Origin of the sequence: Burkholderia sp. Bp8991, assembly GCF_003853795.1 — a bacterium.
In the GTDB taxonomy this organism is placed as follows: Bacteria; Pseudomonadota; Gammaproteobacteria; order Burkholderiales; family Burkholderiaceae; genus Burkholderia.
This window is the reverse complement of the sequence record NZ_QTQJ01000008.1, coordinates 205209-221798: the sequence shown is the minus strand read 5'-3', so window position 1 is coordinate 221798 and position 16590 is coordinate 205209. Positions and strand designations below refer to the sequence as shown.

The 16590-nt window shown below is 69.3% G+C and carries 14 protein-coding genes and 1 riboswitch; of the genes, 11 read left to right on the top strand and 3 right to left on the bottom strand.

Going from position 1 to position 16590, the window contains the following annotated elements; translation table 11 throughout:
* The first annotated feature begins 45 nt into the window (after window positions 1-45).
* Window positions 46-1197 (top strand): hypothetical protein, encoded by a 1152-nt coding sequence (locus DIE02_RS12145; protein WP_311766809.1) that lies wholly within the window; start codon window positions 46-48, stop codon window positions 1195-1197.
* 80 nt (window positions 1198-1277) lie between these two features.
* Here DIE02_RS12145 and DIE02_RS12140 read toward each other — a convergent pair whose 3' ends face one another.
* A complete protein-coding gene (locus DIE02_RS12140; RefSeq protein ID WP_124487815.1) occupies window positions 1278-1991 on the bottom strand; it encodes a DUF2968 domain-containing protein in 714 nt (237 codons plus the stop codon).
* 114 nt (window positions 1992-2105) lie between these two features.
* The gene (locus DIE02_RS12135) at window positions 2106-3293 is read right to left on the bottom strand and encodes a gamma-glutamyl-gamma-aminobutyrate hydrolase family protein (RefSeq protein ID WP_124487814.1); all 1188 of its coding nucleotides are present in this window, start codon (window positions 3291-3293) and stop codon (window positions 2106-2108) included.
* A gap of 279 nt (window positions 3294-3572) precedes the next feature.
* Between DIE02_RS12135 and DIE02_RS12130 the strand changes: the two genes are divergently transcribed.
* From DIE02_RS12130 to DIE02_RS12090, 8 genes are all read left to right on the top strand, one after another.
* Complete coding sequence (locus DIE02_RS12130) at window positions 3573-4265, top strand: GntR family transcriptional regulator (protein ID WP_124522096.1); 693 nt, start codon at window positions 3573-3575, stop codon at window positions 4263-4265.
* Window positions 4262-5638, top strand: a complete 1377-nt coding sequence (locus tag DIE02_RS12125; protein WP_124522098.1) for an amidase — start codon at window positions 4262-4264, stop codon at window positions 5636-5638. The genes DIE02_RS12130 and DIE02_RS12125 overlap by 4 nt, the downstream gene beginning before the upstream one ends.
* Window positions 5639-5787: 149 nt before the next feature.
* Window positions 5788-6300, top strand: a complete 513-nt coding sequence (locus DIE02_RS12120; protein ID WP_124487811.1) for a disulfide bond formation protein B — start codon at window positions 5788-5790, stop codon at window positions 6298-6300.
* A 615-nt stretch (window positions 6301-6915) separates the two neighbouring features.
* Complete coding sequence (gene xdhC / locus DIE02_RS12115) at window positions 6916-7920, top strand: xanthine dehydrogenase accessory protein XdhC (RefSeq protein WP_124522100.1); 1005 nt, start codon at window positions 6916-6918, stop codon at window positions 7918-7920.
* Between the two features lie 18 nt (window positions 7921-7938).
* Window positions 7939-8964: an adenosine deaminase gene (locus DIE02_RS12110; RefSeq protein ID WP_044849230.1), complete on the top strand. Its 1026-nt coding sequence runs from the start codon at window positions 7939-7941 to the stop codon at window positions 8962-8964.
* 27 nt (window positions 8965-8991) lie between these two features.
* A complete protein-coding gene (locus tag DIE02_RS12105; RefSeq protein WP_124522102.1) occupies window positions 8992-9420 on the top strand; it encodes a hypothetical protein in 429 nt (142 codons plus the stop codon).
* Window positions 9417-10733: a guanine deaminase gene (gene guaD, locus DIE02_RS12100; protein WP_044848552.1), complete on the top strand. Its 1317-nt coding sequence runs from the start codon at window positions 9417-9419 to the stop codon at window positions 10731-10733. Before DIE02_RS12105 ends, guaD begins: the two co-directional genes overlap by 4 nt.
* 94 nt (window positions 10734-10827) lie before the next feature.
* A riboswitch (yybP-ykoY riboswitch) is annotated at window positions 10828-10965 on the top strand.
* A gap of 78 nt (window positions 10966-11043) precedes the next feature.
* Window positions 11044-11616 carry a TMEM165/GDT1 family protein gene (locus DIE02_RS12090; RefSeq protein WP_044848551.1) on the top strand — a complete coding sequence of 191 codons (573 nt, stop codon included), beginning with the start codon at window positions 11044-11046 and terminating at the stop codon, window positions 11614-11616.
* Window positions 11617-11668: 52 nt separating this feature from the next.
* Here the strand turns inward: DIE02_RS12090 and DIE02_RS12085 are convergent, their stop codons facing one another.
* Entirely contained in the window at window positions 11669-12370 is a 702-nt protein-coding gene (locus tag DIE02_RS12085) for a DUF4136 domain-containing protein (protein WP_124487808.1), read from the bottom strand.
* 186 nt (window positions 12371-12556) lie between these two features.
* On the opposite strand from DIE02_RS12085, the gene pepN reads away from it, so the two are divergent.
* Together pepN and DIE02_RS12075 are read left to right on the top strand one after the other, a co-directional pair.
* Entirely contained in the window at window positions 12557-15250 is a 2694-nt protein-coding gene (pepN, locus tag DIE02_RS12080; RefSeq protein WP_124522104.1) for an aminopeptidase N, read from the top strand.
* A 288-nt stretch (window positions 15251-15538) separates the two neighbouring features.
* A complete protein-coding gene (locus DIE02_RS12075) occupies window positions 15539-16552 on the top strand; it encodes a class 1 fructose-bisphosphatase (protein ID WP_124487806.1) in 1014 nt (337 codons plus the stop codon).
* Window positions 16553-16590 lie beyond the last annotated feature (38 nt).

Genomic DNA, 16590 nt, shown 5'->3' with positions numbered 1-16590 from the left:
GCCGGCATGGTTGGCGAATGATGCCACGCGAAGCCGACAATTGCCTTGTACCGGGCCGGCGTTGCGGACGCCGCGTCCGACTCGTACGAATCTCGGCGAAAGGCGCATCAAAATCGGATTGATCCGATCGACCGATGGCGATCGCCTGACCACAATGTCACGATTCGCGACGCACTCCGCGCCGCGGCCGGCCACGCGGCCCGCGTCGCACCGCACACCGCCCTCATGATTCCATCGCCCCTCGTTTCCGTCGAAGGCTCAATCGCCCGCCCTCGCGTCGCGCCGCTCGACGGCGTGCCGCCGTTCGGCCGCGAATGGCGGTTCGGCGCCGCGTCCGGCAGCCGCTCCGGCATCCGCTGCGTGGCAACGTTGACGACTTCGTGCATCGACGTCGACGCGCCGCATCGTGCCTGCCGCTGGCAACCGCTGGCCGCCGTACAGCCGTCGTCAGCGGGCGTACCGGCCGTTGCGGCCGGCGCCACCGGTCGGCATCGGCACATCGCACGTGCCGTTGATCGAGCACATGACCGGCGGGCACGGCATGCCGCCTGCTGGAGCATCGGCGCACTCGCGATCATCGGCGGGCTGATCGTCGCCCACGAACCGTTTCCGGATGTCGCGCGTTCGCCGGTCATGCAAATCGCCGGCGCCGTGCCGGAGCACGCGACGGAATTCACGGGTCGAGTGCGGAGCGCCGGGGCCGAGCCCGCCACGGCCATCACGCCGGCACGGCACCACGCGGCGCGGGCCGTTGCCAGTACACCTATCACATCGTCGCAGCCCGCACGCGACGCTGCGCTCGCGCCGTCGCCGCGACTCGCCGACGCCGACGGCGCGCCGGACGTACGACGCGCCGCCACCGCGGCGGCACCGTCGCCGAATCGACCGAACGGCACGCACGCGACAGCCGCGCAAGTCCACCCGCCTTCCGCGCCGCGACTCGCCGGCCGCCCGTCGATCACGCACGTCGCATCGCGCATGCCAACGCCCGGTCGCGCCGGTTCACTGCCGGTCCCGGACACCCGGCACGACCAGCACGCTTCGCTCGACGATCCACTCACGCTGATCGCGATGGCGAACGCGCTGCGCGCCGATCGCCCGGCATGGGCGGCCGACGCGCCCGCTGCAGACTTCGACTGGACGACGCACCTGTCCCACCGCCGCCTGACCGACACACCCACCACGCTCACCCGCTGACGCGCGGGCAATAAAAAACCCGGCGAAGCACGCTGCGCCGGGTTTTCGTTCGTCGACCGGTCCGTCGGGCCGGCCGCTCGTCACTTGTGCGCGGGCAACCCCGTTTCGGCCTGCCGCTCGAGTTGCCGTACCTGCTCCTGCAGTTCGCGCAACTGCAGTTGCGCCGCCCGCTTCTCGACCTGCAGCGCCTGCGCCTGTTCGTGCGCCGACTTCTGCCGCTGCGCGACCTCGGCCTGCTGGCTGCGCGCGACGCTCAGATCGGCCTGCAGTTGCTGCGCACGATTCGCCTGCAGCGCGATCACGCGTTCGAGGAACGTCTTCTGCGCCTGCAGTTCGGTGCGGCGGATTTCGACGTCCGCGAGTTGCGTCGTCTGCTGGACGAAGTTCGCGTACACCATTTCCGCTCGGCTCTTCTCCTGCGACTTGACCACGCGCCACAGATGCTTGTCCTGGAACAGCGCGACGTAATACGTCATCTCGCGCGGATCGAACATCAGGCTCGCGCCGTAGCTGCCGTTGTACGTGGTGCGCATCTCGACGATTCGCCCGTCGTGCAGCATCTGCGTGAGCTCGGCGACGTTGCCTTGCGCGGTCGCATCCGTCGCGGAGGCGGCGGACGCGTCGGAAGGGGAAGCCGCCTGCGCGGCATCGCCGCGCAGGCTCGTCACCGCGGGGCGCGAGCCCGCGACCGGCGCGGTCGCGTCGACGGACCACGCTGCGCCCGCGTGCACGCAGGCGGCCAGCGCAACGATCCACGTTGCGCATCGTGCAGGGGAAAAATCTCGGAAGGCCAACGTCAGACTCCGGCGAACGAATCGGGAGTCGCGATTATCGTTCAAAACGAAACGGCCGCATCTCGAATTTAACGGGATGCGGCCGGCCTTCCTGCCCGGCACTGCAAACGCCGCCTACAGGCGCGTTTCGCGTGCCGCGCGCAGGAATGCATCGAGCAGCGGCGTGCAGTCGAGCAGTTCGGCGCCGCCCGCACGATGAAACTCCGGGTGCCATTGCACGCCGACGACGAACGGCGCGCGCCGGTAGCGAATGCCTTCGATGATCCCGTCGCCGGCCGACACGGCCTCGATGTTCAGATCGCGGCCGAGATCGCGGATCGCCTGATGGTGGATCGAGTTCACGATCGCTTCGCTGCGCCCGGGAAACATGCTCGCCAGCGTCGACGAGTCCGGGAAGCGGATCGCGTGGCGATGCTGGTCGTAATGCTCGCTCACGTGCGCGTTCGCGGTCGGTACGTCGGTCGCGATGTCCTGGTACAGCGACCCGCCGAACGCGACGTTGATCAGCTGGCAACCGCGGCACACGCCGAGCACCGGCTTGCCGGACTCGACGAACTCGTGAAACAGCTCGAGCTCGTACATGTCGCGCACGCGATCGCCCGGCCATTCGGGGCGCGCGTCCGACGCCGCGTACGTTTGCGGCGACACGTCGGCGCCGCCTTGCAGCAGCAGGCCGTCGAGATGCTTCGCGTAGTCGCGCAGGCGGATGTTGCTCGGGTGCAGCATGCCCTGGTGACCGACGGTCGGGATCATGAACACGAGCACGTCGCGCGACATCACCCAGTGCGCGATCGATTCCTCGAGATACTGCAGCGTCTTGCCGCGCAGCCCCTTCGCGCCGGGCTCCGGATGGAAGATCCGCGCCGACACGCCGATGCGCAGCGTGCGCTGCGTGATCCGCTGGCCGGCGCGATCGAATAGCCGGCGTGCGCGCGCCGCGACGATCCGGCCGAATACCGACCACGGCGTGTCGCTTTGCTTCAGGTAAGCCGGCGGCACGTTCTGCGCATTCGCGGGCGGCGGGCGCGGCGTGTCGAAATCGGGCTGCGCGCCGAAACCGGGTGGCGCCGCACCGGGTTTCGGCGGCGCTGCACTGCCTTCGGCGGCGGCACCCGCCGTGCCTGCGGCGCCCGGCTCGGCCGCCGCCGTGACCGGTGCTGCGCCATTCGCCGCGACGACCTGCGCAGCGGCAGCCTGCGTGGCAGGCGCCTCCGGCGTGGGCGCCGGACCGGAACGAGGGGAATCGGTGGAAGCGGAAGAAGTGCCGGGCAGACCGGCCGGGGGAGGCGTGTTTTCGCTCATGACGATGGTCTGGTACGTCGCTCGCGCGTATTGGATTGACGAGGATTCATTATGCTTCAGTGCACGATCGCGCGGTAAACCTGCAACATCCTGTCGAAATTGTTGCAAGTCGTCGCATCCCCCGCCGGACGTGCCACCGGCCTCCATCCGGCGGTATCGAAGGTCGTCCGGGCGAACTGGACATCAGTGATATATCACAATAATATTCACGGATCGTCCACGTTGCCCGATCGCCCGCGCCATGACCGCACCCTGTCCGACCACCGCGCCCCCGCCTGCATGAACGCCCTGACCGACGCCCTCCACGACCGGCCCGCCGCATCGGCGGTCAGCCTCGCCGACCGCGCGTACGCGCTGATCCAGCGCGACATCATCACGATGCGCCTGAAGCCGGGCGCCGCGCTCAACGAAGCCGACCTCGTGGCCCGCACCGGCATCGGCCGCACGCCCGTCCATCAGGCCGTCCACCGGCTGGTGCTCGAAGGGCTGCTGGCCGTGATGCCGCGCAAGGGGTTGATGGTGCAACCGCTGTCGCTCGACGACATCGTCGCGGTGACCGACGTGCGCCGCATCAACGAAGCGCATTGCGTCGAACTCGCCGCCCGCCATGCAACACCCGACGATCTCGCCCGCATGTCCGCGCTGCTCGACGACGGCCAGGCCTGCGTCGACTCGCACGACGTCGAGGGCATGATGGAGCTCGACCGCGCGTTTCATCAGACGATCGCCGCGGCGGCACGCAACACGGTGCTCGCGGAAATCCTGCGCGCGCTGCACGAACGCTCGCTGCGCTTCTGGTTCGTCACGCTGTCCGAGCCGCATCACCTGTCTGACGTCCAGCACGAACACCGCGAACTGTTCGAGCGGCTGTCCGCGCGCGACGCCGCCGGCGCACGCACGGCCGTCGAGCGCCACATCGATTCGTTTCGCGCCACCCTTGTCCAACACCTTCGCCCCCTGAGCCGCCCATGACCACCTTCACGCCCTTCCCTCCGCTCGCCCAGCTCGCCGCCGACCTCGCCGCCGGCCGGACCACGAGCCGCGCGCTCGTCGACGTCGCGCTCGACCGGATCGCCGATCCGGCCGGCCAGGGTGCGGCCGTCTTCACCGAAGTCGACGCCGACAACGCGCGCGCGGCCGCCGACGCGCACGACCGCCTGCGTGCCGCGGGCACCGTGCTGTCGCCGCTCGCGGGCATCCCCGTATCGGTTAAGGATCTGTTCGACGTCGCGGGCCAGGTAACGCGCGCCGGTTCGCGCGTGCTCGACGGGGCGCCGCCCGCCAGGGCCGACGCGGTCGCCGTCGCGCGGCTCAAGCGCGCGGGCGCGGTGCTGGTCGGCCGCACCAACATGAGCGAGTTCGCGTTCTCGGGGCTCGGGCTGAATCCGCACTTCGGCAATCCGCGCTCGCCGTACCACCGCGACGTGCCGGGCGATGCACGGATTTCCGGCGGCTCGTCGTCGGGCGCGGCCGCGTCCGTCGCCGACGGGATGGCCGCCGTCGCGCTCGGCACCGACACCGGCGGCTCGATCCGCATCCCGGCCGCCCTGTGCGGGCTGACCGGCTTCAAGCCGACCGCGAGCCGGATCCCGACGCAAGGCGGCGTGCCGCTGTCGACCACGCTCGACTCGTTCGGCCCGATCGGCCTGACGGTTGCCTGCTGCGCACTCGTCGACCGGATGCTCGCGGGCCTCGAACCGAACGTGCCGGCCGCGCGGCCGCTCGAAGGCGTGCGGCTCGGCGTGCTGACCAATTACGTGACCGACGGCGTCGACGCCGACGTCGCCGCCGCGCTCGACGCATCGCTGAAGCACCTCGAAGCCGCGGGCGCGATCGTCACTGAAGTGCGCTTTTCCGCGCTCGACCGGCTGCCGGACATCAACCGCTTCGGCTTCTCGCCGATCGAGGCGTACGCGTGGCATCGCCCGTTGCTCGCGCAGCACCGCGACCAATACGACCCGCGCGTGCTGTCGCGCATCCTGAAGGGCGAGCCGGCGAGCGCGGCCGACTATCTCGACCTGCTCGCCGCCCGCCACGCGATGCTGGAAGAAGCGGCACACACCGTCTGGTCGCGCTTCGACGCACTCGTCGCGCCGACGGTGCCGGTCGTGCCGCCGCGCATCGCCGACCTCGAAGCGGACGACGCCGCGTTCACGCGCACCAATGCGCTGATCCTGCGCAATCCGAGCGCCTTCAACTTCCTCGACGCATGCGCGCTGTCGCTGCCGTGCCATCCGCGCGACGCGGCGCCGGTCGGCCTGATGCTCGCGGCCGCGCCGCATCGCGACGACGCGCTGCTCGCGATCGGCCAGGCGGCCGAGGCCGTGCTGAACACGATCCGGTGACCGCCCGCGCGGCATGACGGCGGGCTATGGACCGGACGAAGCGGCGGCGGCCGGGTGCCGCACGCGCGCTGTCAGTTTCGTGCCAGATCGTTCGCGCTAAAATCGCGCGATTGTTTATCGGACCGACCAACGACAGGAATCCCGCCGACATGAACGACTCCACGCTCGCACTCCGCCGTGAACGCCGCCTGCTGATGCTGCTCGGCTGGGTGTGCATCGCCCTGCTGGCCGGCGCACTGTATCTGCAGTACGTGAAGAACGAAGATCCGTGCCCGCTGTGCATCATCCAGCGCTACTTCTTCGCGGCGATCGGGATCTTCGCGTTCCTGGCCGCGGGGATGCGCAACTGGCGCGGCATCTGGGTGCTCGAGCTGCTGATCGCGATCGCCGCGGCCGGCGGCGTCGGCACCGCCGCGCGGCACCTGTCGATCCAGATGAATCCGGGTTTCAGCTGCGGCTTCGACACGCTGCAGCCGATCGTCGACAGCCTGCCGCCCGCCCAGTGGTTCCCCGGCATGTTCAAGGTTGCCGGCCTGTGCGAGACGGTCTACCCGCCGATCTTCGGGATCCTGCTGCCCGGCTGGGCGCTGATCGGCTTCGCCGTGATCCTGATTGCCGTCGCCTCGAGCCTCTGGCGCCATCGCCGCAAGCTGGCGGGCTGACCGGCCGCGCCGCGCGATCCGGCCGACCGGTCGAGGCCGCGTGGCCGCTTCGTCCGGCTAGGCCCACGACACCGGCACGACCCCGATGCGGCCGCACCCTGCCGGCCGCGCGTAAACACCTATCCCCGCCGCCGTCCCGATTCCCGGGCGAACGCGCGTCGCGCGACATCCGCGCGCACGCCCCGCCACGCATGCGTTTCGGCCCGACGCCCGCGCGTCGGCGCCCCGATCCCGCGCGGCGGGCCTATGATCGACATGATCGCCGTCTGATAGCCCGGATCACCGCCCGGCAATGTTCCCGCCGCCTTGCGGTGCTATCTTCACGACTGGATGGCGATCTACGTGCGCGAGGCCAGGCGGTCTCACCTCCTGCGTAACGCGCGCCCGATCCGCAATGTCGACTGGATTCATCATGACAACGCAAACCATCCGCATCCGTCACCCTCGTGGCGTCCGCACGTTGCGCGGCGTCGTTCGCGCGCGCCTTCGGCGCACGGCCACCGCACTGAACCCGTCGTGCGGCCGGCCCGCCTCGCTCCCGTCCGTCCTCGTTGCCGCCGCGCCCGCCAGCCCGCGCCGCGCGTCGTGCCGCATCGTCCGGAACGGAGCGTGCTGATGGAAGCCTGGCTCGGCGATCTGCAGCAACTGCTCGCACACGGCGAAGCGGCCGTGCTCGTGACGGTCGCGCATACCGACGGCTCCGCGCCGCGCGAGGCCGGCACCAAGATGCTCGTCACGCGCGACACGGCCCGCCATACGATCGGCGGCGGTCATCTGGAATGGAAGGCGATCGAGATCGCACGGCACCTGCTGAAGGACGGCGCGCACGTGCCCCACGCGCGCCGGCTCGAACGGCTCGCGCTCGGCCCGAGCCTCGGCCAGTGCTGCGGCGGCGCGGTCGTGCTCGCGTTCGAGCGGCTCGACGTCGGCGACCTCGGCTGGATCATGTCGCTCGCGAAGCGCGTCGCGGCGGGCGCCGCGACCGTGCGTAGCGTATCATTCGGCCCCTCGCCGGGCGCGCCGCTGCTGAGCGAGCCCGAATCGCCGGCCGCGCGTGCCGATTGCCTGCTGTGGGAAACCGGCGGTGTAGCGTTGATGACCGAAACGATCGCGCCGTATGCGTTCCCCGTCATGCTGTTCGGCGCCGGGCACATCGGCACCGCGCTCGTGAAGGTGCTGGCGACGCTGCCGTGCCACGTGCGCTGGATCGACGGCCCCGATGCGGTGTTCCCGCCGGCCGAGGCACTCGCCGGGATCGGCAATCTCGCGATCGACGCGCTTGCCAGCCCGGCCGATGCCGTCGACACGGCGCCGCCGCACGCGTACTTCGTCGTGATGACGCACGACCACGCACTCGATTTCATGCTGGCCGAGCGCATCCTGCGGCGCGGCGACTATGCATACTTCGGGATGACCGGCTCGCACACCAAGCGCGCGCAGTTCGATCATCGGCTGGCGGCGATCGGCATCGACCCGGCCCAGGTCGCGCGGATGCGCTGCCCGATCGGCGTCGAAGGCATCATCGACAAGGCACCCGAAGTGATCGCGATCTCGGTGGCCGCGCAGTTGCTGCAGGCCGTCGAGGCGAACGCACCCGTGCAGGCTTCCCCAACATTCTGACCGACCAAGAACAACGCCATGACCCCGACATTCAAGGACAAGATCGCCCGCGCTCCGAAAGCGGAGCTGCACATCCATATCGAAGGCTCGCTCGAGCCCGAACTGATTTTTGCGCTCGCGCAGCGCAACGGCGTGAAGCTCGCGTACGAATCGATCGACGCACTGCGTGCCGCATACGCGTTCACCGACCTGCAGTCGTTCCTCGACATCTATTACGCCGGCGCGAGCGTGCTGCTGACCGAGCAGGATTTCTACGACATGACGGCCGCATATTGCGAACGCGCGCTCGCCGACAACGTCGTCCACACCGAGCTGTTCTTCGACCCGCAGACGCACACCGAACGCGGCGTGCCGATCGAGACGGTGGTGGCCGGCATCGACCGCGCGCTCGCCGATGCCGAGCAGCGCGGGCTGTCGAGCAAGCTGATCCTGTGTTTCCTGCGCCACCTGCCGGAAGAAGATGCGCTCGCGACGTTCGACGCCGCGCTGCCGCTGTTCGAACGCTATCGCCATCGGCTGATCGGCGTCGGGCTCGACTCGTCCGAACTCGGCCATCCGCCGACGAAGTTCGCGCGCGTGTTCGAGAAGGCGCGCGCGCTCGGGCTGAAGCTCGTCGCGCATGCGGGCGAGGAAGGCCCGCCCGCGTATATCTACGAAGCGCTCGACGTGCTGAAGGTCGACCGGATCGACCACGGCGTGCGCAGCATCGAGGACGCGGCGCTCGTCGAACGCCTCGCGCGCACGCGCACGGCGCTGACCGTATGCCCGCTGTCGAACCTGAAGCTGTGCGTGTTCGACGACATGGCGAAGCACACGCTGAAGGCGCTGCTCGATCGCGGCGTCGCGGTGACGATCAACTCCGACGATCCGGCCTATTTCGGCGGCTACGTCAACGACAACTACTTCGCGACGGTCGACGGGCTGCAGCTGACGGACGCCGAAGTGCACGCGGTGATTCGAAACGGCTTCGAGGCGTCGTTCGTCGACGCCGCGCAGCGCGATGCGCTGATCGCGCGTCTCGATTCGTACTGGCAGGCCGCGTGACGGCCGGCATCGAGGTCTGCTAGACAGATGAAACACCGCAACGACATCCGCTTCGCGACGACCGGCCCGGCGTCGTGCCGCACCGGCCGCCTGCGTGCGCCGGGCACGCAGGCCGGCATCGCGTCCGTCGTACGCGTGGCGACGGCGGTATGCGTCGTCACGCGCCGCAGCCTGTTGCTGCGCGTCGTACAACGACTGTTGCGGCTCGCGATGCCGCTCGCCGGCGAGCCGGTCGCCGTGATCGCGATCGCCATCGCGATTGCGGCGCTGTCCGCCGGTACGTCGGCCATCGCGGCTACGGCCGCCGCGCTTGCGTGCGCGAGCGCAGCGCGCGGCGCCGCCTGCGCGGCTCGCCGCATCGCGCAAGCCCGGGCCGCCCCCGCCGCGTCGTCGCCCGCGCGGCACCGACCGTTTTCTTCTGTTCGCCTTACCTTGATGCAGGACCCTTCGTCATGACGCAAACCGCTTTCCGTTCCCAGCTGCTGACCTTCAACGGCGACCCGGCGCAATCGAGCCAGGCCGCGAACCACGAGACCGACGGCCTCCTGATCGTCGACGACGGCAAGGTCGTCGCGGCCGGCCCGCATGCACGGCTGGCCGCGACGCTCGCACGCGACGCGGTCGTCCACGACCTGCGCGACAAGCTGATCGTGCCCGGCTTCATCGATACGCACATCCACTATCCGCAGACGGACATGATCGCGTCGCCGGCCCCCGGCCTGCTGCCGTGGCTCGACAAGTACACGTTCCCGACCGAGCGCCAGTTCGGCGATCCGGAACATGCGCGCGAAGTCGCCGACTTCTTCGTCGACGAATTGCTCGCGTGCGGCACGACGAGCGCGCTCGTCTACTGCACCGTGCACAAGCAGTCGGCCGACGCGCTGTTCGCGGCGAGCGACGCGCGCGACCTGCGGATGATCGCGGGCAAGGTGCTGATGGACCGCAACTGCCCCGAGTTCCTGCGCGACACCGCGCAATCGGGCTATGACGACAGCGCCGAGCTGATCGGCCGCTGGCACGGCAAGGGCCGTCAGATGTACGCGCTCACGCCGCGCTTCGCACCGACCTCCACCGAGGCGCAGCTCGAGGCGTGCAGCGAACTCGCGCGCCGCCATCCGGACGTGTTCGTGCAGAGCCACGTCGCGGAAAACGTCGACGAAGTGAAATGGGCGGCCGAGCTGTTCCCGGGCCACCGCAGCTATCTCGACATCTACGATCGTTACGGGCTGCTGCGCCCGCGCGCGGTGTACGGCCACTGCATCCATCTCGACGACGAGGACCGTCGCCGGATGGCCGAGACGCGCACCGTCGTCGCGCACTGCCCGACGTCGAACTTCTTCCTCGGCAGCGGGCTGTTCGACTTCGACAAGGCCGGCGAATACGACGTGCCCGTCACGCTCGCCACCGACGTTGGCGGCGGCACGTCGTTCTCGATGCTGCAGACGATGAACGAGGCGCACAAGGTTGCGCGGCTGTCGGGCCACCACCTGAGCGCGACGCGGATGTTCTGGCTCGCGACGGCCGGCGCCGCGCAGGCACTCGATCTCGCCGACACGGTCGGCACGCTCGCGCCGCGCACCGAAGCCGACTTCGTCGTGCTCGACCCGCAGGCCACGCCGCTGCTCGCACGCCGCACGAAGCGCGCGGAGTCGCTCGAGGAACTGCTGTTCGCATTCGCGCTGCTCGGCGACGACCGCGCCGTGTACCGCACGTACGCGGCCGGCCGGCTCGTGCACGAGCGCGGTGCCGCACGCCGCGCCGCCGCGTAACCGGCGCACCTGAGCCCCACCCTGCTCCGGCATGCGCTGCGGCGCATGCCGGCGCCGTCGATTTCTTCGCGCGCGGCACGCGCCGTGCTAAAATTCGCCGCTCATTGGGGAGTAGCCGCTCCGCTCGATGTCCCGCGCCCCCGGCGCGCATCGTGACGGGGGCGTCCGTCAACAGACTTGGCCGTTCGGCCATGGCGGACGCAGCCACCAAGGCCTGGCGAGACCGATGGTTCACTGCGCGCCGCATCAGGGCCCGGCGCGCGGCGGATCGTCGCTCGCACGCACAACATCGGCCCGTGGAACCCCATACGTGTCCCAAGCCTTCCTGATCTCCACCGGCGCCGTCGCCCTCGCTGAAATCGGCGACAAGACCCAACTGCTGTCCCTCGTGCTGGCCGCGCGCTATCGCAAGCCCGTGCCGATCATACTCGGCGTGCTGGTTGCGACGGTCGTGAACCACGGCTTCGCCGGTGCGCTCGGCGAATGGCTCGGCATTCTCGTCACGCCGTCGATCATGCGCTGGGCGCTCGCGTTCTCGTTCATCGCGATGGGCTTGTGGATCCTCGTGCCGGACAAGCTCGATGCGGACGAAGCCAATGCGAACCGCTCGCGGCTCGGCGTGTTCGGCGCGACGCTCGTCGCGTTCTTCCTCGCGGAAATGGGCGACAAGACGCAGATCGCGACCGTCGCGCTCGCCGCGCGCTTCCAGGATTACATCGGCGTGGTGGCCGGCACGACCTTCGGGATGATGCTGGCGAACGTGCCCGCGATCCTGCTGGGCGACCGTTTCGCGCACCGCCTGCCGACCAAGCTGGTGCACGGCATCGCGGCCGTGCTGTTCGTCGTGCTGGGGGCGCTGGCACTGCTGGGCGTCGGCGTCTGACGCACGCAGGCAAGTGGCGCGGCCGGGCGACCGCGCCGGTGTCGATACCGCGTCACTTCGCGACCGCCGCACCCGATGCCGGCGCCGCCGGCACCGCGCGCTCGTTGGCGGCCGGCGCGGCCGGCCCGCCGCGCTTGTCGACCGGCAGCCGCACCGTGCGGATCGCCCCGTTCGACAACGGGAAATCGGCGAGCGCGCTGCGCGCGAGAAACGGCATCGCATACAGCAGCGCGCCGTTGTCGCCCGTGGTGCGCGCGGTCACGTTATAGACCTCCTTGCCGGTCGCGCGCTCGGTGATCCGGATCCCGAGCGTGTAGTCGAACACCTGGTAGGTCTGCGCGACGTAGCCGGCCGGCATCGGCCCCCAGGGCCCCCACGGGCCCCACGGCCCGCCCCGCCAGTACGGCCCCGGCCCCATGAACCACGGGTCGTAGTAGACCGGCTGCGGCACCGTCACCAGATCGCTGCCGACCCCGTAGGCCAGCCCGACCAGATAGCGTGCCTGCGCGGCCGGCACCTGGCGGAACGCATACGCGGACAGTTCGTTCGCGACGATCGGCTCGTAGGTCGACTGCTCGATGCTGTGCTTCTGCGCGTCGGTGCGCGTGAAGGCGTAAGTGCGCGTCGCGTCGCTGCCGCTCCAGTCGGAGAAGGCCGTGACCTGGGTCGTCACGTAGCTGGTGCAGCCCGTCAGCAGCGCCACGCACAGGGCCGCCGCCCAGCCCGCACCGCGTTGAATCCATTCGTGTTTCATGTCGATCCTCGTCGATCCGTCACCCGTTCGTCGCACCGCGCGAACCGCACGGGATGCCGATAATACGCGGACTGCCGGAACCGGTAAAAAGTTCGCACGGCACGCGGCCGCAAGCCTTTGTACAATGGCCCGGTTCAGCCGGCCCGCGCTGCGGGCCCGATCCCCACTCCACCGATCTCGACGACCATGTCCGACAACGCCTCCTCCACCGTGATCCGCCGCGCCGACTACACGCCGCCGGCCTTCCTCATCGATTCCGTCGCACTCGAATTCGATCTCGCGCCGGCCCGCACGATCGTCAGGAACACGATGCGCGTGCGCCGCAATCCGGACGCGGCGCCCACCCCGCATCTGGAGCTGATGGGCGAAGCGCTCGAATTCCTCGGCGCACGGCTCGACGGCGCGCCGTATGGTCCGGTGCGCGCGCACGACCACGGGCTGACCGTCGAAAACGTGCCCGATGCGTTCGAGCTTACGCTCGACAGCGCGTGCGCGCCCGATCAGAACACGACGCTGTCCGGCCTGTACGTATCGAGCGGCAACTTCTTTACGCAGTGCGAGGCCGAAGGCTTTCGCCGCATCACCTACTTCCTCGACCGCCCCGACGTGATGGCGTCGTACACCGTCACGCTGCGTGCCGACAAGACCGCGTACCCGGTGCTGCTGTCGAACGGCAATCTCGTCGACTCGGGCGAACTGGCCGACGGCCGCCACTTCGCGAAATGGGAGGACCCGTTCCGCAAGCCGAGCTACCTGTTCGCGCTGGTCGCGGGCAAGCTCGTCGCGATCGAGGAGAGGATCACGTCCGGCTCCGGCAAGGAAAAGCTGCTGCAGGTGTGGGTCGAACCGGCCGATCTCGACAAGACCCGTCACGCGATGGATTCGCTGATCCATTCGATCCGCTGGGATGAAAAGCGCTTCGGCCTCGAGCTCGATCTCGACCGCTTCATGATCGTCGCGGTCGGCGACTTCAACATGGGCGCGATGGAGAACAAGGGGCTCAACATCTTCAACACGAAGTACGTGCTGGCGAACCCCGAGACCGCGACCGACACCGACTTCGCGAACATCGAATCGGTGGTCGGCCACGAGTACTTCCACAACTGGACCGGCAATCGCGTGACCTGCCGCGACTGGTTCCAGCTGAGCCTGAAGGAAGGGCTGACCGTGTTCCGCGACCAGGAGTTCTCGGCCGACATGGCCGCGGGCGACGACGTCGAGTCGGCGGCCCGCGCGGTCAAGCGCATCGAGGACGTGCGCGTGCTGCGCCAGCTGCAGTTCGCCGAGGATGCGGGCCCGATGGCGCATCCGGTGCGTCCGGAAAGCTACGTCGAGATCAACAACTTCTACACGATGACCGTCTACGAGAAAGGCTCGGAAGTCGTGCGGATGTACCAGACGCTGTTCGGCCGCGACGGCTTCCGCAAGGGGATGGACCTGTACTTCCAGCGCCACGACGGTCAAGCGGTGACGTGCGACGACTTCCGTCACGCGATGGCCGACGCGAACGGGCGCGACCTCGCGCAATTCGAGCGCTGGTACAGCCAGGCCGGCACGCCGCGCGTGTCGGTGCGCACCGCGTACGACGCGGCTGCGCGCCGCTACACGGTCACGCTCGCGCAGGGCTACGGCGACGCGTCGCCGGCCGCGCGCGAGACGCAGCAGGGGCCGCTGCTGATCCCGTTCGCGATCGGCCTGATCGGCCGCGACGGCCGCGACCTGCCGTTGCGCCTCGACGGCGAAGCCGCCGCATCGGGCACGACGCGCGTGCTCGACTTCACCGACACCGAGCAGACCTTCACGTTCGTCGACGTGCCGCAGGAACCGCTGCCGTCGCTGCTGCGCAATTTCTCCGCGCCGGTGATCGTCGAATACGACTACGGCGACGACGACCTCGCGTTCCTGCTCGCGCACGACAGCGACCCGTTCAACCGCTGGGAAGCCGGCCAGCGCCTCGCGACACGCGCGCTGCTGACGCTCGCCGCGCGCGCCGCCGCGAACGAACCGCTCACGCTCGGCGCGAATTTCGTCGCCGCGTTCCGCCGCGTGCTGACCGATGAAAACCTGTCGCCCGCGTTCCGCGAGCTCGCACTGACGCTGCCGTCGGAAACCTATCTGGCCGACCAGATGGCGGAAGCCGATCCGGCCGCCGTGCATCGCGCCCGCCAATTCGTGCGCCGCCAGCTCGCGACCGCGCTGCGCGCCGAGTGGCTCGCCGCGTACGAGCAGCACCAGACGCCGGGCGCGTACGCGCCGACGCCTGAAGCCTCCGGCCGCCGCGCGCTGAAGAACCTCGCGCTCGCGTATCTCGCCGAACTCGAGGATCCGGCCGACGCCGTGCGCATCGCGACCGCGCAGTACGACGCGGCGAACAACATGACCGATCGCGCCGCCGCGCTCGGCGCACTGCTGTCCGCCGCGGCGGCCGGTGCGAACGACGCGGCCGCGCGCGCGCTCGACGACTTCTACCGCCGCTTCGAAAAGGAAGCGCTCGTGATCGACAAGTGGTTCGCGATGCAGGCCGCGCAGCGCGGCACGCCGGCCCAGCCGACGCTCGCGAAGGTCCGCACGCTGATGGCCCACCCCGCGTTCAACCTGAAGAACCCGAACCGCGCGCGCGCGCTGATCTTCAGCTTCTGCGCGGCGAACCCGGCGCAATTCCACGCGGCGGACGGCTCGGGCTACGCGTTCTGGGCCGAACAGGTGCTCGCGCTCGACGCGATCAACCCGCAGGTCGCCGCGCGCCTCGCCCGCTCGCTCGAACTGTGGCGCCGCTTTACGCCGGCGCTGCGCGACCGGATGCGCGAAGCGCTCGAGCAGGTCGCGGCCGGTGCCAAATCGCGCGACGTGCGCGAGATCGTCGAGAAGGCGCTCGCGTAACGTCACGCACGCGACTCGCCGCGCGCGCCAGCGCGACGAAGCCGGCGCCGCCCCGTTGCGGCGCCGGCTTTTTTGTCGTCTGAAGGTTGGCGGGACGGGAGCCGGACCATGCGTTCGGCCCCCCGGTTTTACCGCCGCTGCCGGGCCGATCCGCCGCGCCGGGCATGCCGGAACCCGGCCGGACCGGCCGACCGACCATGTAACCGGACGAAAAAAGGCGGCGGCTCGGGAGGCGCGCCGGGTAAAATTGCGGCAATTCAAGGATTCTTTGGCCTCTCGGAGTCTGTCATGTCCATTGCCCGCCGCACCACGCTGTCCAAGTTCCTGATCGAGCAGCAGCGTGAGACCAACAACCTCCCCGCCGACCTCCGCCTGCTGATCGAAGTCGTCGCCCGCGCGTGCAAGGCGATCAGCTACAACGTGTCGAAGGGCGCGCTCGGCGAGGCGCTCGGCACCGCCGGCAGCGAGAACGTCCAGGGCGAAGTGCAGAAGAAGCTCGACATCCTGTCGAACGAGATCCTGCTCGACGCGAACGAATGGGGCGGCAACCTCGCCGCGATGGCATCGGAGGAAATGGAAACGTTCTTCCCGATCCCCGCGAACTACCCGCGCGGCGAATACCTGCTCGTGTTCGATCCGCTCGACGGCTCGTCGAACATCGACGTGAACGTGTCGATCGGCACGATCTTCTCGGTACTGCGCTGCCCGGACGGCAAACAGGCCACCGAGGAATCGTTCCTGCAGCCGGGCACGGAGCAGGTCGCGGCCGGCTACGCGGTGTACGGCCCGCAAACCGTGTTCGTACTGACGACCGGCAACGGCGTGAACTGCTTCACGCTCGACCGCGAAGTCGGCTCGTGGGTGCTCACGCAAAGCAACATGCAGATCCCGGCCGATACGCGCGAATACGCGATCAACGCATCGAACGCACGCCACTGGTACGAACCGGTCCAGCGCTACGTCAACGAACTGAACGCCGGCAAGGAAGGCCCGCGTGGCGACAACTTCAACATGCGCTGGATCGCGTCGATGGTGGCCGACGTGCACCGGATCCTGAACCGCGGCGGCATCTTCATGTACCCGGCCGACAAGCGCACGCCCGATCGTCCGGGCAAGCTGCGCCTGATGTACGAAGCGAACCCGATGTCGTTCATCGTCGAACAGGCGGGCGGCGCCGCGACGACGGGCACGCAGCGCATCATGGAAGTGCAGCCGACCGGCCTGCACCAGCGCGTGCCGGTATTCCTCGGTTCGAAGAACGAAGTCGAGCGCGTGACCGGCTATCACAACGAAGGCAAATAAATTTGCACTGCAGCACTAGACGGAGGTGCGAGACGTCA